The organism is Streptomyces sp. NPDC096311 (assembly GCF_044763085.1).
Taxonomy (GTDB): domain Bacteria; phylum Actinomycetota; class Actinomycetes; order Streptomycetales; family Streptomycetaceae; genus Streptomyces.
The window spans coordinates 105,982-123,851 of record NZ_JBIWFN010000016.1; the positions used below are offsets into that span (position 1 = coordinate 105,982).

Below are 17,870 nucleotides of genomic sequence, written 5' to 3' on the forward strand. Positions count from 1 at the left end.
ATGTGGGACTTCGCCACCGAGCCCGAGTACCAGAAGAAGTTGGACTGGGCACGGGAGTTCGTCACGACCGAGGTGCGTGACCTGGAAGTGCTCGACGCGGACCGTCAGGCGCTGACCCGGCTCCAGGAACCCCTCAAGCAGAAGGTCAAGGAGGCGGGCCTGTGGGCCGCGCACCTGCCGCCGGAACTCGGCGGCGGCGGCCTCGGCCAGGTCAAGCTGGCACTGCTGCACGAGATACTCGGCCAGGCCTTCTACGCCTCCGAGGTGTTCGGCAACATGGCCCCCGACTCGGGCAACGCCGAACTGATCGCCGTCGGCGCGAGCGACGAGCAGAAGGAACGGTGGCTGTACCCGCTCCTCGCCGGTGAGCTCCGCTCGGCCTTCTCCATGACCGAACCGGGCGCCGGTGCCGACCCGACCCTGCTCACCACCCGGGCCGTACGGGACGGCGACGACTGGGTGCTCAACGGGCACAAGTGGTACACCTCCAACGGCCCGAGCGCCGACTTCCTCATCGTCATGGCGGTGACGGACCCGGATGCCCCGCCGCATCGGCGCGCCTCCATGTTCATCGTGCCCAAGGGCACCCCCGGCGTCCGCATGCTGCGCACCATCGGCACCATGGCCGAGCCCTGCGAGCACCACCTCAACTGGTCCACCGGCGACTCCGAGATACGCTACGAGGATGTCCGCGTGCCTGGCGACCACCTCATCGGCGGTCCGGGGGAGGGCTTCCTGCTCGCTCAGAAGAGGCTCGGGCCAGGCCGTATCCACCACTGCATGCGCTGGATCGGCATGATGCGGCGCGCCTTCGACATGATGTGCGAGCGCGCGGTGTCCCGGTTCACGCACGGCTCGCTGCTGTCCGAGAAGCAGTCCGTGCAGAACTACATCGCGGACTCGGCGGCCCAGATGCACGCGGCCCGCCTGATGACCCTGCACGCGGCCTGGAAGATCGACCAGGTCGGCGCCAAGGAGGCGCGGACCGAGATCGCCATGATCAAGTACTTCGGCTCGCGGGTCCTCTTCGACGTCGTGGACAAGGCGATCCAGGTCCACGGATCGCTCGGCTACTCCACCGATCTGCCACTGGAGCTGATGTTCCGTCAGGCCAGGTCGTTCTCCATCGTGGACGGCCCGGACGAGGTCCACCGGGTCACCGTCGCCCGCCGGACGCTGCGCGGATATGAGCCGCGCGAGGTCCCGAGCGAGCACATCCCCGCGCGCGCGGCGGCCGCGAAGGAGCGATTCGCGGCAGCCATCGAGGCACTGAGCCTGAACCACTGATCCTCAACCGTGGAGAGGCGGTCGCCAGACCATGGCGGACCTGGACAGCTTCGTCGATGAGCGCTCCCTGCTGCCCTACCTGGACCGCGAGGTCCCCGAGATCGGCGCCGTGCGCGAGATCCGGCGCATCACCTCGGGCAGCTCCAACGAGATCTTCGAACTCTCCACGGCGGACAGCCCGGACCCGGTGATCCTGCGCACCCCACCGCGCCGCCGCCTGTCCGCATCCGCGCACGACGTGGCCCGCGAGTACCGCGTCCTGCGCGCGCTGCGCGGCACCCCCGTGCCCTGCCCCCAGGCGCTCCACCTGTGCACCGACGAGAGCGTGCTCGGCCGGCCGTTCCTGCTGATGTCCCAGGTCAAGGGGTTCCACCTCAAGGCCCCCTATCCCGAGCACGCTCTTGCGGACGGGGCGATGCGCGCGATGATGTACGACTTCATCGAGGTCATCGCCCATCTGTCGCGGGTGGACTGGGAGGCGGCGGGGCTCGCCGGGTTCGGCCGCCCGGCCGGTTATCTGGAACGCCAAGTAGAGCGCTGGCTGGGCCAGTTGGCCCACTACCGCACCCGCGACCTGCCGTACCTCGACGAGGTCGCGCGGTGGCTCCGTACCCACCAGCCGGTCTCCGGGGAGCCGGGGATCATCCACGGCGACTACCAGTTCCTCAACGTCCTGTTCGCGCACGATCTGCCGCCGCGCGTCGCCGGCGTCCTTGACTGGGAGCAGTCCACCGTCGGCGACCCGCTCGTGGACCTGGGCTGGGTGCTCGGCCTGTGGACCGAACCCGGCGAACAGTCGCCGCTCAACGCCTTCTACGGCAACGCGAGCCAGCACCCCGGAGCGCCCACCCGCGCCGAACTCGCGGCACGGTACGCGGAGGTCTGCGGCCGCGACGTCACGCACCGCCGCTACTACGAGGTGCTCGCGCTCTTCAAACTCGGCTGCATCGCCGAGGGCTCGTACCACCGGCACATCACCGGCCGCAGCGACACCGCGCTGCACGCCGACTTCGCGTGGATCGTGCCGAAGCTCATCGCCACCGCCCACGCCATCACCCGAGGGGAGCGAGAGTGATGAACCGCTGGGGCCTTACCGTCCCCCTGGACGGCATCCCGCTCGACCAACACCCGTTGCTCTACCAACAGTTGGCGGACCTCGGATACACCGACGCCTGGTCCACCGAGTCGAACGCGGCCGACGGTTTCACGCCGCTCGCGCTCGCCGCGGCCGCCGAACCGAGGCTGCGGCTCGGCACCGCGATCGTCTCCTCGTTCACCCGCGGCCCCGCCACGCTCGCCCAGTCCGCCGCCGCGCTCGCCTGCGCCGCGCCCGGCCGGTTCACGCTCGGGCTCGGCGCCTCGTCGAACGTCATCGTGCGCAAGTGGAACGACATCCCGTACGAGTCCCCGTACGCGCGCACCCGCGACCTGGTCGCCTTTCTGCGTGCCGCGTTCACCGGCGAGCGGATCAAGCAGCGGTACGACACCTTCTCCGTCGACGGCTTCCGGCTCGGACTGCTGCCGCCGACGCCCCCGAAGATCCTTGTCGCGGCGCTGCGCGAGCGGATGCTGCGGCTCGGTGCGCGGGAGGCGGACGGGGTGATCCTCAACTGGGTGTCCCCACACGACGTGCGCCGTATCGCGACGATCGTCCACGAGGAGAACCCGCAGGCCGAGATCGTCGCCCGGATCATGGTGTGCCCCTCCGAGGACGCCGAGGCGGTCCGGGCCGCCGTGCGCACCCTGGTCACCGGCTACCTCACCGTCCCGGTCTACCGCGCCTACTACTCCTGGCTCGGCCACGGCGAGGCGCTCGCCGACATGTGGGCCGCCTGGGACGCGGGGGATCGCAGGGCCGCTGTGGCCGCCGTGCCGGACGAGGTGGTGGACGCGGTGTGCGTGCACGGCTCCCCGGCCGAGTGCCGCCGCCGCGTCGAGGACTATGTGCGGGCCGGTGTCACGACGCCGGTGTGGGCGCTGCTCCCGAGCGGTCTCGACGTGCGTGAGGCCGCCGCGGCTCTCGCCCCGACGGCCTGACGCCACCGCCCTTTACCGCAACACGAATCCCTCATAGCCGCGCCCGGCCACCTCGTCGCACTTCCTGCGGTAGGCGCCGACCCCCGCCACATACGGCATGAACACCCGTGGTTTTCCAGGGATGTTGTCGCCCAGGTACCAGGAGTTCGCCTTCACGTGGAGCGTGGCGTCGGCCGCTTCCGTGACATGGGCCACCCACGCGTCCTGGGCCCCGGTCTCTGGTTCCATCGACTCGATGCCGTGGTCCCGCAGGTGCACGAGGGCATCGGTCACGAAGTCGACGTGCTGCTCGATCGACACCACCATGTTGCTGAGCACCGAGGGGCTGCCGGGTCCGGTGATGGTGAACAGGTTGGGGAACCCGGCCACCTGGATCCCGAGGTAGGCACGCGGCCCCTGCGCCCAGACCTCCTTGAGCTCCCGGCCGCCCCGCCCGCGGATGCCGAGCCTGAGCAGCGGCCCGGTCATCGCGTCGTAGCCGGTGGCGAAGACGAGCGCGTCGAGCGCGAACTCCCGCTCCCCGGTGGCGATGCCGCTCGGGGTGATCTTCTCGATGGGGGAGTGGTGCACATCGACGAGGGTGACGTTGTCGCGGTTGTACGTCTCGAAGTAGTCGGTGTCGACACAGAGCCGCTTGGCGCCGAACGCGTAGCCGGTCGGGCACAGCTTCTCCGCCGTGTCGGGGTCCTTGACCGTCTCCCGGATCTTGTCCCGGACGAATTCGGCGATCGTGTCGTTGGCCGCCTCGCTCAGCATCAGGTCGTTGTAGCACTGCTGCATCAGCGGCGCCCCGCCGAGCCGCCAGCGCTTCTCGTACTCGCCGCGCCGCTCCGACTCGCCCGCCTCCAGGGCCGACTTGACGGGCGGGATCGCCGAGTGCCCACCGCCCGAGTACTTGGCACGCTCCCGGTACTCGCGGTACGTGCCCTTGCGGTCCGCCCGGTACTCGGCGGTCAGCGGATGGTTGCGGGCCGGCACGCTGAAGTTGGGGGTGCGCTGGAAGACGTACAGCTCGGCGGCCTGCTCGGCGATCCGGGGTATCGACTGGATGCCGCTGGACCCGGTGCCGACGACACCGACCCGCAGACCGGTGAAGTCCACCGACTCCTTGGGCCAATTGCCGGTGTGGTACGTCTTCCCCTGGTACGACTCCAGGCCCTCGAAGTCCGGCACCTGCCACGCCGACAGGCACCCTGTCGCGGCGATCAGGAAGCGGGCGTCGACGGTGTCGCCGCCGTCGGTGGTGACCGTCCAGCGCAGCGTCTCCTCGTCGAGGACGGCAGAGGTGACCCGGGTGTCGAAGCGGATCATCGGCCGCAGCGCGAACCGGTCGGCCACGTGCTCCAGGTAGCGCAGGATCTCCGGCTGGGCGGGGAAGCGCTCGGTCCACTCCCACTCCTGCTCCAGCTCCTCGGAGAACGAGTACGAGTAGTCCATGCTCTCCACGTCGCAGCGGGCGCCGGGGTAGCGGTTCCAGTACCAGGTGCCGCCGACGCCGCCGCCGGCCTCGAAACCCTGGGTGGTGAAGCCGAGTTCGCGCAGCCTGTGCAGCTGATAGAGGCCTGCGAACCCGGCGCCGATCACCACTGCGTCGACCTGTTGTGCCATCCGTGCCTCCCGAAGTGAGCCGGTCCGGCTGTTGCTCCGCGGTACACCGCGCGAGCTATTTAAGGATACTCTATTAGTTCCTGATCTGGTCGGAGGGATGTCGTGTGAAGGATCTTCAGGGCAAGGTCGTCGTCGTCACCGGAGCGGCCGACGGGATCGGCCGGGCACTCGCCGAGGCGTTCGCGGCCGGGGGCGCCAGGCTCGTGCTCGCCGATGTCGACGGTCCGCGGGTGGAGGTGGTCGGGCGCGAACTCGCTGACAGTGGGACGGACGTGATCGCCGTCCGCACCGATGTGTCGGACCGGGAGCAGGTGCTGTGCCTGCGGGACGCGGCCCTGGACCGGTTCGGCGCGGTGGACGTGCTGTGCAACAACGCCGGAGTGATGGGCCCGGTCGGTGATCCGCTGTGGGAGCTGCCCGTGGCCGAGTGGCGGCGCGTGATGGAGGTGAACCTGTGGGGCGTCCTCCACGGCATCCAGGCGTTCGTGCCGGCGATGCTCGCGGCGGGCCACCCGGGTCATGTCCTCAACACCGCGTCGATGCAGGGCGTGACCTCGGGGACGTTGATCCCCGAGTACACGGTGAGCAAGCACGCGGTCGTCGCGCTCTCCGAGAGCCTGCGGGCCCAACTGGCCGCACGTCAGGCGCCCGTGGGGGTGTCCGTCCTGTGCCCCGGCGCGGTGAGCACCGGGCTTCCGGCGAAGGAGGAGCGCCGCCTCGCGGCTTTCGGGCGCCAGGAGCCGTGGGCCCTGGCGCCCGGTTCCGGAAGCCAGGACCGTAACTGGGGGACGACGCTGACACCGGCTCAGGTGGCACGAGCGGCCGTGGCCGCGGTCCGGGACGGGCGCTTCTATGTGTTCACCCATCCCGGCTCCACGGACCGGGTGCGGGCCAGGACAGGACCGCTCCTGGAGGCCGCCGACCAAGCCGCTGATCAGACCGGCTACGAGACCGCCGACCGGATCAGCCGCCCAGCATCAGCCGGGCGATCATCTCGCGGTTGAGTGTCGGATCGACGAGGTAGTTCTCGTCGAACTTGGCCCGCTTGAACAGGCGGTGGCAGTCGTGCTCCCAGGTGTAGCCGATGCCGCCGTGCACCTGGATGGCGTCCCCGGTGACCTTCGCCGCCGCGTCCTTCGCGTACGAGCCCGCCACCGCGACAAGACGGCGGGTGTCGCGTCCCTCGTCCAGGGCGGCCGCGGCGGCCTCGACCGCCAGCGAGGCGCCCCGGACGAGCAGATACATGTCCGCGAGCTTGTGCTTGATCGCCTGGAAGGACCCGATGGGGCGGCCGAACTGCTCGCGCTGTTTGGCGTACTCGACCGCCATGTCCAAGGCCCGTCGCGCCGCGCCCACCGAGTCGGCGGCGAACGCCACCGTGGACCTCTGGGTGAGCACCGGCCACGCCTCCGAGCTGTACGGCAGACGAGCCGAGGGGTCCAAGCGGACATCGCGCAGGACCAGCGTGCCCATCCTGCGGGTTCGGTCGACGCTCAGCAGATCCGTGATCTCCAGGCCCGGCGTCCCGCGCTCCACCACGTACAGATCGGCCCTCGGCCGGTCGGCCCGGCGCGCCGCGACGACGAGCAGGTCGGCGCCGGCGGCGTCCAGGACGAACCCGGCCGTGCCGTCGAGGACGGGCCGCCCGTCCTCGATCCGCGCCCGCACGTCGAGCAGTTCGGGATCGGGGCGCCCGCACGGCCCCGTCAGCGCCACCGCCCCACGCAGCCGCCCGGCGGCGAGACCGGGCAGCCAGCGCGCCCCCGTCTCCGCGTCACCGCCCACGGCGAGAGCGGTGCACGTGAGCACGGAGCTGGAGAGAAACGGGACGACCGCCAGATGCGCGCCCAATTCCTCCGCGACGACGGCCACTTCACGCATTCCGGCGCCTGCACCGCCCCAGCGTTCGGTGACCAGGAGGCCCAACCAGCCGAGCTGTGCGGCCTGTTGGAACGCTGCCGCGTTGTCGTCCTCCGCCGACCAGACGGGACGTATCCCGCGCTCGGCCGTCGTGTCACGCAGGACGGCACGGACCGAGCGGCGGAACTCCTCGCGCACATCGTCCTGTTCCGGATCCAGCGGGGAGAGGGTGGGCGTAGGGGTCTGGGTGAGGGTCATTGCTGCGGCTCCCGGGGCAGGCCGAGGACGCGCTCGCCGATGATGGTGCGCTGGATCTCATTGCTTCCGGCGGCGATCGTCCAGTTCCACGATTTGAGATGGTCGATCATCCAGTGACCCGAGGTCCACGTCGTGGCGAACTCGCGTCGCTGGTCGAGCAAGGCCGACATGCCCTGCATGCGCAGGGCGAGGCCGGTCAGTTTCTGCAGGGTCTCGCTGTAGAGGAGCTTGACGAGCGAGCCCTCCACGCCGACCTCACCGGTGCGCTCCACACCGCGGGCCAGGTGCTGCCCGAGGAGGCCGAGCACCTCGATCTCCGCGGCCCGCGCGGCCAGGTCCTGGCGGAACGCCGTGTCGTCGGCGGCCGCCCTGCCGCCGTCCGCTCCGACCGGTGTGTGCCGCGCCTGCGCGGCGATCTCCTCGGCCGCCATGGCGAGCCGGGCCTGCAACTCCAGGGTGTTGAAGACGCGTTCGGCGGCGAGCGTGGTCTGCGCCATGCGCCACCCCGCGTTCTCCTCGCCGAGCCGGTGCGCCACCGGGATCTCGACATCGGTGAGGAAGATCTCGCTGAACTCCTCGGTGCCCGTCGCCTGCCGGATCGGCCGCAGCTCGACCCCGGGCGCGTCGAGGTCGAGCATCAGCAGCGACAGTCCGCGGTGCTTGGGGGCGTCGGGATCGGTGCGGGCAAGGAGCAGGCACCACGACGCGTGGTCGGCGTAACTGGACCAGATCTTCTGTCCGTTGACGACATACACATCGCCTCTGTGCTCCGCGCGGGTGCGCAGCGACGCCAGGTCGGAGCCTGCGTCCGGCTCAGAGAACCCCTGGCACCAGATCTCCCCGTCCAAAATGGCCGGCAGGTGCGCACGCTGCTCCTCGTTGCCGTGTGCGATGAGGGTGGCCGCGATGTGCGCGAGCGAGATCTCCAGGAGGCGGGGCTGCGGGAAGTCGGCGCGAACCAACTCCTCCTGGATCAGGATCTGTTCACGGAAGCTGAAGCCGCCGCCCCCGTGCACGGCCGGCCAGTGTGCGGCGAGCAGCCCGGCCGCGCGCAGGGTACGGGCCTGACGGATGTTGAAGGCGCGGAACTGCTCCTTGGTGGCGGTGCGCAGCTCCTCGTGCCAGCCGTCCGGTGTGTGAACGGCGAGCCAGTCGCGCAGGTCGCGGCGGAGTTGTTCGTGGTCGTCCGTGGGGGCGAAGACAGACGTGGGCTCAGAGGTCATGGGGCTCAGCTCCGCAGCAGGTCGAGGAGTTGACGTTGAGCGATCTTCATGGTGGGTGTGCGCGGCAGCGCCTGAACGGCCCGGATCCGTACGGGCACGGCGTAGGGGACGAGACGCTCGCGCACCCAGTCCTGCAGCGCGCCCTCCAGTTCCTCGCCCGGCCGCTCCTGCCGTGACGGGCGGAGCACCACGGCTGCGACGGGGACCTGGCCCAGACGCGGGTCGGACAGCGGGACCACCGCGGCATCGGCCACGTCCGGGTGCAGCCGCAACACGTCCGCGACCGCGCTCGGGTCCACCTTGAAGCCGCCGCGGATGATGACGTCGTCCACCCGGCCCTCGATGAACAGGAAGCCGTCTGCGTCCAGACGGGCCAGGTCGTTGGTGCGGGCCCAGCCGCCGGGCTCGGTCCCCGCGATCTGCGGGGCGCGCGCGAGCAGCACGCCCACCTGCCCCGCCTCCAGTTCGTGCCCGTCGTCAGGGTCGAGGATGCGCAGCTCGACACCCGGGTGCGGCCGCCCGACGCTGCCCCGCTTCGCCGAGCCCCAGCGCCGCCGGTCGGCCATGGTGAGCCCGGCGAGCGCACCGGAGAACTCGGTCGCGCCGTACGAGACGATCAACGGAATCCCGTACCGCTCCTCGAACTCCTCGGCGACCTTCGGATCGAGGGGCGCGGAGCCCGAGCGCACGACCTTGAGGCTGGTCAGCCACTCCTCGGGGATCCGCGCGTCGAGGACCATGCGCAGCGCGGCGGGCACGAGCAGCGACACGACGACCCGATGCCCGCGCACCGCACGCGCCCACGCCCAGGGCTCGAACCGGCGCATCAGACAGATGCGCCGTCCGGCCGCGACGGTCATGGCGATGTCGAGATACGAGGTGATGTTGAACAGGGGCAGGTCGATGATGGACGTGGCATCGCGCAGTCGGGGCGCCGCGTCCGCGCGTGCGCCCTCGTGGTGCCGGTTGGCGCTGTGCACGGCGTGGGCGAGCCCTTCGTACGTCAGCGCCACGCGCTTGGGCGGGCCCGTCGTGCCGCTGGTGAGCATGACGGCGACGGTGCCCGCGGACGGGATGAAGTGATCGGCGTCGGTGTCGTGCCGTGTGCCCGGAAGGACGCTCGGGTCGTCCACAGCACGGATACCGACGCCGCCGACCGCAGCGAGCGCGTCGGCGAGCCCCGCGCGGTCCGCGTCGGCGGGCGGGACCACCAGGGCGGCCGGGCGGGTGCCCCGTATGTCGGCGGCGAGCGCCGCGTCCGGCAGCAGGCCGCTGAAGGTGAGCACGGGACGCCGGGCGCGCAGCGCGGCGAGGAGCACGGCCACGCACAGCGGTTCGTTGCGCAGGAGCACGCCCACGGCACGGTCGGGCGGCACGTCCGAGCCCGCGACCAGGCCGAGTACCCCGTCGCCGTACGCGGTCAACTCGCCCCAGGTGTACCAGTGTTCCTCGAAGCACAGAGCCCGCGCCCCGGCGTCGAGACGCATGACCGCGTCGACGGTCTCGACCAGATCCATCTCGCCCGGTTCCCTTCGTGTGGTGGTGGTCATCGCCCGTCCCTGTCGTCGAGGCGCACGGAGACCGGGGCGTCCGTGCGGTCCAGCACGTCGGTGACGCCCACGCCCGGCGCGAGTTCACGCAGGACGAAGCTGTCCTCGGTCACGTCAAGGACGCCGAGCTCGGTGATCACCCGATGAACCACGCCCTGGCCGGTGAGCGGCAGGGTGCACTTCTCGACGAGTTTGGCCGTGCCGTCGCGGGTCGTGTGCTCCATGAGGATCACGACGCGGCGCGCCCCGCGGACGATGTCCATGGCGCCGCCCATGCCTTTGATGAGGCGGCCTGCCGTCCGCCAGTTGGCGAGGTCGCCACCGGCGGAGACCTGCATGCCGCCGAGGAGCGCCAGGTCGAGATGGCCGCCGCGCACCATGGCGAAGGAGAGTCCGGAGTCGAAGACCGACGCCCCTGCCGTCAGCGTCACCGGCTCCTTGCCCGCGTTGACGGTGTCGGGGTCCTCGTCCGTCGTCGAGGGGAAACCACCCACGCCGAGCAGCCCGTTCTCGCTGTGCAGGACGACACGCAGGGCCGGGTCGAGGAAGGAGGGCACGGACGTCGGGATGCCGATGCCCAGATTGACGTACATCCCATCGGTCAGTTCACGGGCGCCGCGGGCGGCGATGAGGGACCGGGTCTGCCGGCTCATCCGACGGCCACCCCCCGTCGTTCGACCCGCTTGGGCGTCGTGGCCCGCGCCTGTACCACGCGCTGGACGAAGATGCCCGGCAGATGGATGTGGTCCGGGTCGAGGGCGCCGCTCGGCACGATGGTCTCGGCCTCGGCGACAGTGATCCGGCCCGCCATCGCGCACAGCGGGTTGAAGTTGCGGGCGCTGGAGTGGAAGACGAGATTGCCGTCGGTGTCCGCGACGGCGGCGTGCACGAGCGCGAAGTCGCAGGTGATGGCGTGTTCGAGGATCACTTCGAGGCCGTCGATGACCCGTGTCTCGCGGGCCGGTGCCCAGGCCGCGACCGAGCCGTCCGGGGCGTGGCGCAGTGGCATCCTTCCGGTGGCCAGGTCCGTTCCGGCGCCGACCGGTGTGTAGAAGGCGGGAATTCCGGCGCCGCCCGCCCGCAGCCGCTCGGCGAGCGTGCCCTGCGGCACCAGCTCGACCTCCAGCTCACCGCTCAGGAACCGGCGCCCGAACTCGGCGTGTTCGCCGAGGTAGGAGGAGGTCATCCGGGCGATGCGGCCGGCGGCGAGCAGGATGCCGAGCCCCCAGTCGTCCACCCCGCAGTTGTTCGAGACGACGCGCAGTGCGCCCGCGCCGTGCTCGGCCAGGGCCTGGATGAGATCCATCGGGATGCCGCACAGCCCGAAGCCGCCCACGGCGAGGCTCGCGCCGTCGCCGATGTCGGCCACGGCTTCTTGAGTCCCCGTCACTTTGCCGACCGTGTCCGCTGTGGTCACCGTGTTCACCGGGCCACGTCGAAACCGGCGCGGTCACGGTCCCATACGTCGTCGGCGAGTGGCCGGGAACGCAGGGTGACTTTGTCGGTCTTGAACTGGGCGTTGCGCGGCAGGTCGTCGACGATCTCGATGTAGCGCGGCACGAAGTAGTACGGCGCGTGGTCATTGACGTACCGGGCCAGGTCCTCGGCGTCCGGCTTCGTCCCGGCCGTGGCGACCACCGCGAGCGCCAGCTCGGCCTCCGACTCCAGTTCCGCCGACTGCCGCCCGAAAGCGGCGACTTCGGCCACGTCCGGGTGCCCGGCCACCACGGCCTCCACCTCGGCCATGGAGATGTTGCGGCCCTTGTATCGGATGTAGTCCTTCTTGCGGTCCGCGAAGAAGTACTGCCCGTCCGGCTCGGCGCGCGCGAGGTCCCCGGTGTGGTGCCACAGGTTGCGCCAGGTGCGAGCGGTGGTCTCGGGCGCGTTGAAGTACCCGGCGAAGAGGGTGAACGGCTCCTTCGGGCGGACGATGATCTCGCCCGCCTCGCCGACGGGCACGTCCTCGTCGTGCTCGTCCACGAGCCGTACGTCGAGCCAGGGCACGGGCCTGCCGATCGCGTTGTCCCGCCACGGCGTGCCGTCGTCGGGCGCCGCGAAGATCCGGCACGGCACCTCGCTCTGCCCGTACGCCTGCTGGACGTCGGGGATCGCGAACCGCTCCTTGAACGCGGGCACCTGACTCCACGGCATCGGCACCGGGACGGCGCAGCGCACCGTGTTGTCCCGGTCGTCGGGGCGCTCGGGAGCCTGCATCAGGAACATGTGCATCGCGCCGAGTGTGAAGATCTGCGTGGCCTTGTAGTGCCGTACGCGATCCCAGAACCGCGACACGGAAAGGCGTGGATCGATCGCGGCCGTCGTCCCGCTGACCAGGGATGGCCACAGCGCGGTGGTCCATGCGCCGCCCAGGTACATCGGCAGGCAGGAGTACCAGACCTCGTCCTCGCGGATGTCCCGGTCACCGATCCAGCGGACGGCGGAGTGCATCAGTCCGGCGTGCGTCTGCATGATGCCCTTCGGGGCGCCGGTGGTGCCCGATGACCACCACATCATCAGGACGTCGTCGTAGCGGGCGGCGGAGGGCAGGGGGAGCGGGTCGCTCGCGACCAACTCGTCGAAGGTGTGCACCTCCAGGCCGGGACGCCGCAGCGCGTCGAGGTCCGCGCCGCCCGCGACGACGAGGTGCCCGACCTGGCCGATGTCGGCGAGCGTCGCGTACTGCTCGGCGTGCTGGGCGTCGGTCATCAGGACCCGGGCGGTGGAGGAGGTGATGTTCCGGCTGAGGAACTCGCCGTGGTAGTCGGTGCTCATCGGCGCGAACCTGGCGCCCAGTTCGGACGCTGCGACGCCGGCCAGGACGAGGTCGATGGAGGCGTCCATGTGGACGGCCACCACGTCACCGCGGCCGACGCCGAAGCCGGACAGGGAGGTGGCGACGCGCGAGACCGTGTCGCGGGCCTCGCCGAAGGTGACCACGCGGTCGTCGGAGACCAACCAGCGGTGGTCGCCCTGGATTTCGGCCTGCTCGGTCAGGACGCGACCGACGACCCGGTCGGTCGGGCGGGGGAGATCGACGATGTGCACGGGATGCTCCACGGTGTCGAAGGCGCGGGAGGGGAAGAGCCGCCAGGATGTATTCAGTACACTCTAATTCGCCGTCGAGGGTGCAGCAATGGCCGCCCGGTCGATGGCACCGTAAATCTGACGGGTGCCGTACAGCAATGGTCGTGCCGTCGCGTCCCGTGACGGGGCGGAATAGTGCAGAGGTATTGCTGAACGGAGTCCGTCCGATTTAGTGTCCTCGCAGAGGAGATCCATGACCAAGAGAGAGACCCCCACTGGAACCGAGCCCGACGCGCGGCCCCCCTGGGTGCGTGCCTGGGATCCCATGGTGGCGCTCGTCGGCACCGACCTGTCCGACCGGCAGATCCACTGGGGAGCCGACCGCATTGAGGCCGGAACGGTCCGCCGCTTCCTCGAACCCATCGAATTGGGTTCACTCATCCACTACGACGAGAGCGTCGCGCGCCACCACGGCTACGACGGTCTCGTTGCCCCGAGCACCAGCCTGATCAGCTACTCCCTGCCGCCCATGTGGAGCCCCGGGGAACCCCCCCTGTTCTCGGCAGCGGACGGGGACCGTGACGCCCAGCCGTCCCGCTCCCCGGTCGAGAACCCGGACGCGTCCCGGATCCCGCCGGTGCGGGGCTTCTTCGCCACCGACATGGAGCTGGACTTCCTGCGCCCGGTGATCGCGGGTGAGCGACTCGGCCGCCGCGGCCGGCGCCTGCTGTCCTGCACGCCCAAGGAGACACGGGTGGGCCGTGGAGCGTTCTGCACGTACGAGTCCGAGATCGTCTCCGACCGTGGCGACGTCGTCGCGCGGATACGCAACGGCTCGTACGCCTACGAACCGCACCCACGGCACGGAGGAGCGGAATGAGCACGGCACGGACATCCGAGGTCCGTGTCGGCGACCAGATCCCCGCCGTCGCCTTCCCGCTCCCCGTCTACCGCATGGTGATGGCGGCCGGAGCCAACCGCGACTTCAACTCCATCCACCACAACACCGCCCATGCCCGCGCCACCGGCGCCCCCGACATGTACGCCAACACGCTGTTCCTGATGGGCATGTGGGAGCGCGCCGCACGCGACTGGGCAGGCCCCGACGGCCGTTTCGTCGCCATCAGGGGCTTCAGGATGCGCAGCTTCAACACGGCGGGGAGCACCGCGACCGTCCGCGGCCGGGTCACCGCCGTCGACGAACGGAGCGGCCTCGTCACCCTGAGCCTGCGCACCGAGGACAGCGACGGCGCCACGACGGTGGGACCGGGCGAGGTCGACGTACGCCTTCCCGTGTCGGGCCGCAAGGCACCGCACGATTCGATGAGGGGATGACCATGACGACCGTGCCTCACGCCCAGTTGATGGCCGAATGCGCTTACAGGATGCGAGTGTTGGACGCCGGCTTCGAGGGCAGCGTCACGATCGACGCCGGACAGTTCCTCTACGACCCGATTCTCGGCTGGGTCGAGGACGACGGCACGCTCTACTTCAGCGACCACGGACCGCAGAAGGATCCCGACGTCTGGGTCCCGTTCGCGGGCCACGGCACCATCCACCGCCTGACCCGGGACGGGAAGCACTCGCGGCTCTTCGAGCCGGGCGCCGTGCCCGGCATGCCGTATCTGATCCGCCGCGCACCAGCCGAGTTCGGGCCCTACGGCGGAGACATCTTCTTCCCCGGCCAGGCCAAGGGCGGTCGCGAGGGCGCGCTGAGCGGACACCGCCTCTACCGGATCACCGAAGGCGACAGCGAGCCGGAGACGTTCGTCGACATCCCGCACGCGGGCACCACCGGGGGCGGTACGCCGGGGGCGATGATGATCGGCGGCTTCGGCCGCGAGGGCACCGCGCACGAGGGCACGTACCTGTGCCAGACGATGATGAACTGCGTGATCTACCAGATCACCCCGGACCGCGAGTGCCGCCCGCTGTTCGTCCTCGAAGAGGTCTTCGGCCGCCCCGTCATGCCGTACTTCCTCTTCTACGCCACCGCGGTCTGGGGACCCGAACTGGACGGCAAGCTGCTGCTCGGCGGGATGCCCGACACCAGCTTCGAGACCGACGACCCGGGCCACAACACCCTCGAGTACTACGTCATCGACGGCGACCGCATCGACACCGAGCCGGTGTCCCGGCGCGACATCGGCTGGGCGATGGCCGAGGTCGCCCCGCCGGAGTTCGGGCCGTACGGCGGGCACACGTTCCTCTTCGACTTCGGCGCCACCAACTTCATGCACGTCTCCAAAGCGGAGCCGGGACCGCTGCCGTACGACTCGAAGATCCTTCGTGTCGACCCGGCGGGACAGGTGCACGTCTTCGCGGAGGGTCTGCAGGGCGGCTGGAACGAGCTGCGTTTCGACCGGGACCGGATGTACATCTCCTGCCTGCGGCGCAGCTTCTCGACCGGCGAGTACCACGAGCCGGACGGGTCCCTCTACGAGATCAGGGCACGGAGCTAGGGGTCACTCCTCCAGCGCGCTGGCCAGCGCGTTGAGGTGGCGCACCGTGCGGTGCTGGGCGAGCCCGGCGTCCCCGGCGATGATGGCGTCGGCGATGGCCTCGTGCGTACGGTGCACCTCCTCGACCTGGTGCGAGGCCTGGACGCTGCGGGCCGCCTTCTTGTCGAACATCGCGGTGGCGCCGAGGAACCCGGCCGCGCTCAGCTGGGTCAGCACGTTGACGAACAGGTGCAGCGCCGGATTGCCGCTGAGTTCGGCGACGACGGTGTGGAAGTCGTGGATGGTGGCGTCGGACTCGCCGCCCACGAACTGCGCCTCGTGCTCCAGTGCGGCGCGCAGCTTGCGGATGCCGTCCTCGTCGATGTGCTCGCAGGCGCTGCGTACCGCGGCGACCTCAAGGGCGGTGCGCGCCTCGAACAGCGCCTTCGGGGTGACCTTGCGGTAGCGCAGATAGACGGCCGCGGCGTGCGCCATGGCGTCCGGGTCCGGCTCGGCGACGACCAGACCGCCGCCGGGGCCGCGGCGCATGTACGCGACATTGTGGTGCTCGAGCAGACGGATGGCCTCGCGCAGTGCCGCGCGGCTCACCCCGTACTCCGCGAGCAGGTCGGCCTCCGAGCCGATCACTTCGCCCACCGGCCAGTTCATCTCGATGATCTTCATCTCGATCTTCTCGCAGGTGAGCTCGGCCAGCTTCTTGGTGTGGCTGCGGCTGGCGGCTGTCGTCGTCCCGGAGGGCTCTGCCGCCACCGACTTGCTTGCCATGCGTGTAACTCCACCCTCGCCGGAAAAAAGCTTCCTCAACACATGCCTGGAGCGGGAATTTTACCCTAGCAGGCCAAGAACGGTGCCCTCTTTGATCACGGCCAGGGGGGTGCCGGGGGCGACATGGTCACCGGGGGCGACGAGGAGTTCGGCGACGTGACCGGCCATCGGGGTGCGGACCGTGGTCTCCATTTTCATCGCCTCTACGTGGCACACGGGGTCGTCGGCGCGCACGGGGTCGCCGAGCGCGACGGCCAGGCCGACCACGGTGCCCGCGAGCGGTGCGACGATGTTGCCGAGGTCCTCGGCGTGGGCGCCGTTCACCCCGTCCGCGCGCGGGGGCCAGGTGGAGAGCGCGGGGACGCCGCGGCGTGGACGCCGGCCGCTCGACGCCTCCGGCTCCTGCGGCGCCGACGGTGGTGCCGGAGCAGGTGGTGTCTGCAGGCCGGACAGGTCGAGCTCCTCGTCGACCCAGTTGGTGCAGTGTCGTACGCCGGTGAAGTCCGGGTGGCCGAGCAGGAACCGCTGCGCCGCCAGGCCGGTGGCCGGGCCCTCGATCCGGGTCTCGTCGAGCGTCCGGGTCAGGCGTGCGCGGGCCCGGTCGCGGTCCGGCGCCCACGCTGCGGCCTTCGCGAGCAGGCTGTCGTAGTACGGCCCGATCGTGTCCCCGGCCGCGTAACCCGTGTCGCAGCGCACCCCGGGCCCCGACGGCAGGTCGAAGCGGGTGAGCCGGCCGGTGGCGGGAGTGAACCGGCCGCCTGTGGGGTCCTCGGCATTGAGCCGGACCTCGATGGCGTGCCCGGTGACGGCGATGTCGCCCTGCCCGAAGGTCAGACGCTCTCCCGCCGCCACCCGTAGCTGCCACTCGACCAGGTCGAGCCCCGTGACCAGCTCCGTCACCGGATGCTCGACCTGCAGGCGGGTGTTCATCTCCAGGAAGTGGAACGCCCCGTCCTGGTAAAGGAATTCGACGGTGCCCACTCCCGTGTAACCGCAGTCTCGGGCGAGGCGGACGCTCGCCTCGCCCATCGCGCGGCGCACCTCGTCGGGCAGGTCGGGGGCCGGGCACTCCTCGATGAGCTTTTGGTGACGCCGCTGCACCGTGCAGTCGCGTTCGCCGAGCCAGAGCACTTGGCCGTGGGTGTCGGCGAGCACCTGCATCTCGATGTGGCGTGGCCGGTCGAGGAACCGCTCGGCGTACAGCTCGGGGCGCCCGCAGGACGCGAGGGCCTCGCGCCGAGCCGCGGCTACCGCCTCGCGGACCTCGGTCGCAGAGGCGATGATCCGGATGCCGCGGCCGCCGCCACCGAAGGCGGCCTTGACGGCGATGGGCCAGCCGTGCTCGGCGCCGAACGCTGTCAACTCACCTTCGTTCTGCAGGGGCTGGTCCCCGCCGGGCAGGACCGGTATCCCGGCCGCGCGTGCGGCCCGCCGGGCGCTGATCTTGTCGCCCATGGTGGCGATCGCGGCAGGGGGTGGCCCTATGAACGTGACGCCGCGGTCGATGACGGCCTGGGCGAACGTCGGATCCTCGGACAGGAAGCCGTACCCGGGGTGGACGCCTTCCGCGCCCGAGCGGTCGAGGACGGCAAGGAGCCCCGCCGCGTCGAGATAGGTCTCGGCCGCGGTCGTGCCGTCGAGCGCGTACGCCTCGTCGGCGTACCGCACGGCGAGCGAGTCGCGGTCCGGCGCGGAGTGCACGGCGACCGTCCGCACGCCCAGCTCCCGGCAGGTGCGGATGATGCGGAGCGCGATCTCGCCCCGGTTGGCGATCAGTACCTTCTTCAGCATGCGGA

Annotated in this window: 16 protein-coding genes; 7 read left to right on the top strand and 9 right to left on the bottom strand. The window is 70.6% G+C overall.

Translation table 11 applies throughout. The features are described from left to right. From ACIRA5_RS35210 to ACIRA5_RS35220, 3 genes are read left to right on the top strand one after another with little or no spacing between them, the layout of a single operon-like run. Positions 1-1,287, top strand: coding sequence for an acyl-CoA dehydrogenase family protein (locus ACIRA5_RS35210; RefSeq protein ID WP_403697930.1), 1,287 nt, complete (start codon positions 1-3; stop codon positions 1,285-1,287). A gap of 31 nt (positions 1,288-1,318) precedes the next feature. Beyond that, entirely contained in the window at positions 1,319-2,362 is a 1,044-nt protein-coding gene (locus ACIRA5_RS35215) for a phosphotransferase family protein (RefSeq protein ID WP_403697932.1), read from the top strand. Further along, positions 2,362-3,324, top strand: a complete 963-nt coding sequence (locus ACIRA5_RS35220; RefSeq protein WP_403697933.1) for an LLM class F420-dependent oxidoreductase — start codon at positions 2,362-2,364, stop codon at positions 3,322-3,324. Before ACIRA5_RS35215 ends, ACIRA5_RS35220 begins: the two co-directional genes overlap by 1 nt. A gap of 12 nt (positions 3,325-3,336) precedes the next feature. Here the strand turns inward: ACIRA5_RS35220 and ACIRA5_RS35225 are convergent, their stop codons facing one another. Next, on the bottom strand, positions 3,337-4,932 hold the full coding sequence (locus ACIRA5_RS35225; protein WP_403697935.1) for a flavin-containing monooxygenase: 1,596 nt from the start codon (positions 4,930-4,932) through the stop codon (positions 3,337-3,339). A 104-nt stretch (positions 4,933-5,036) separates the two neighbouring features. On the opposite strand from ACIRA5_RS35225, the gene ACIRA5_RS35230 reads away from it, so the two are divergent. After that, positions 5,037-5,936: an SDR family NAD(P)-dependent oxidoreductase gene (locus ACIRA5_RS35230; RefSeq protein WP_403697937.1), complete on the top strand. Its 900-nt coding sequence runs from the start codon at positions 5,037-5,039 to the stop codon at positions 5,934-5,936. Here the strand turns inward: ACIRA5_RS35230 and ACIRA5_RS35235 are convergent. From ACIRA5_RS35235 to ACIRA5_RS35260, 6 genes are read right to left on the bottom strand one after another with little or no spacing between them, the layout of a single operon-like run. Further along, the gene (locus tag ACIRA5_RS35235; protein WP_403697939.1) at positions 5,896-7,050 is read right to left on the bottom strand and encodes an acyl-CoA dehydrogenase family protein; all 1,155 of its coding nucleotides are present in this window, start codon (positions 7,048-7,050) and stop codon (positions 5,896-5,898) included. The genes ACIRA5_RS35230 and ACIRA5_RS35235 overlap by 41 nt on opposite strands. Continuing rightward, positions 7,047-8,273 (bottom strand): acyl-CoA dehydrogenase family protein, encoded by a 1,227-nt coding sequence (locus ACIRA5_RS35240; protein ID WP_403697941.1) that lies wholly within the window; start codon positions 8,271-8,273, stop codon positions 7,047-7,049. Before ACIRA5_RS35240 ends, ACIRA5_RS35235 begins: the two co-directional genes overlap by 4 nt. Positions 8,274-8,278: 5 nt before the next feature. Next, positions 8,279-9,823, bottom strand: coding sequence for a class I adenylate-forming enzyme family protein (locus tag ACIRA5_RS35245; RefSeq protein ID WP_403697943.1), 1,545 nt, complete (start codon positions 9,821-9,823; stop codon positions 8,279-8,281). Further along, the gene (locus tag ACIRA5_RS35250) at positions 9,820-10,476 is read right to left on the bottom strand and encodes a 3-oxoacid CoA-transferase subunit B (protein WP_403697945.1); all 657 of its coding nucleotides are present in this window, start codon (positions 10,474-10,476) and stop codon (positions 9,820-9,822) included. Before ACIRA5_RS35250 ends, ACIRA5_RS35245 begins: the two co-directional genes overlap by 4 nt. Continuing rightward, positions 10,473-11,213: a CoA transferase subunit A gene (locus ACIRA5_RS35255; protein ID WP_403697946.1), complete on the bottom strand. Its 741-nt coding sequence runs from the start codon at positions 11,211-11,213 to the stop codon at positions 10,473-10,475. Before ACIRA5_RS35255 ends, ACIRA5_RS35250 begins: the two co-directional genes overlap by 4 nt. A gap of 32 nt (positions 11,214-11,245) precedes the next feature. After that, a complete protein-coding gene (locus tag ACIRA5_RS35260; RefSeq protein WP_403697948.1) occupies positions 11,246-12,868 on the bottom strand; it encodes an AMP-binding protein in 1,623 nt (540 codons plus the stop codon). Between the two features lie 232 nt (positions 12,869-13,100). On the opposite strand from ACIRA5_RS35260, the gene ACIRA5_RS35265 reads away from it, so the two are divergent. The 3 genes from ACIRA5_RS35265 to ACIRA5_RS35275 are packed head-to-tail and all read left to right on the top strand — an operon-like array spanning position 13,101 to position 15,309. Beyond that, the gene (locus ACIRA5_RS35265; RefSeq protein ID WP_403697949.1) at positions 13,101-13,727 is read left to right on the top strand and encodes a MaoC family dehydratase N-terminal domain-containing protein; all 627 of its coding nucleotides are present in this window, start codon (positions 13,101-13,103) and stop codon (positions 13,725-13,727) included. Then, entirely contained in the window at positions 13,724-14,182 is a 459-nt protein-coding gene (locus ACIRA5_RS35270) for an acyl dehydratase (protein ID WP_403697951.1), read from the top strand. The genes ACIRA5_RS35265 and ACIRA5_RS35270 overlap by 4 nt, the downstream gene beginning before the upstream one ends. Before the next feature lie 2 nt (positions 14,183-14,184). Further along, positions 14,185-15,309 (top strand): hypothetical protein, encoded by a 1,125-nt coding sequence (locus ACIRA5_RS35275; protein ID WP_403697952.1) that lies wholly within the window; start codon positions 14,185-14,187, stop codon positions 15,307-15,309. A 3-nt stretch (positions 15,310-15,312) separates the two neighbouring features. Here ACIRA5_RS35275 and ACIRA5_RS35280 read toward each other — a convergent pair whose 3' ends face one another. Both ACIRA5_RS35280 and ACIRA5_RS35285 read right to left on the bottom strand, forming a co-directional pair. Beyond that, positions 15,313-16,074, bottom strand: coding sequence for a FadR/GntR family transcriptional regulator (locus ACIRA5_RS35280; RefSeq protein WP_403697953.1), 762 nt, complete (start codon positions 16,072-16,074; stop codon positions 15,313-15,315). Between the two features lie 60 nt (positions 16,075-16,134). Then, entirely contained in the window at positions 16,135-17,865 is a 1,731-nt protein-coding gene (locus tag ACIRA5_RS35285) for an acetyl/propionyl/methylcrotonyl-CoA carboxylase subunit alpha (protein ID WP_403697955.1), read from the bottom strand. Between the last annotated feature and the right edge of the window lie 5 nt (positions 17,866-17,870).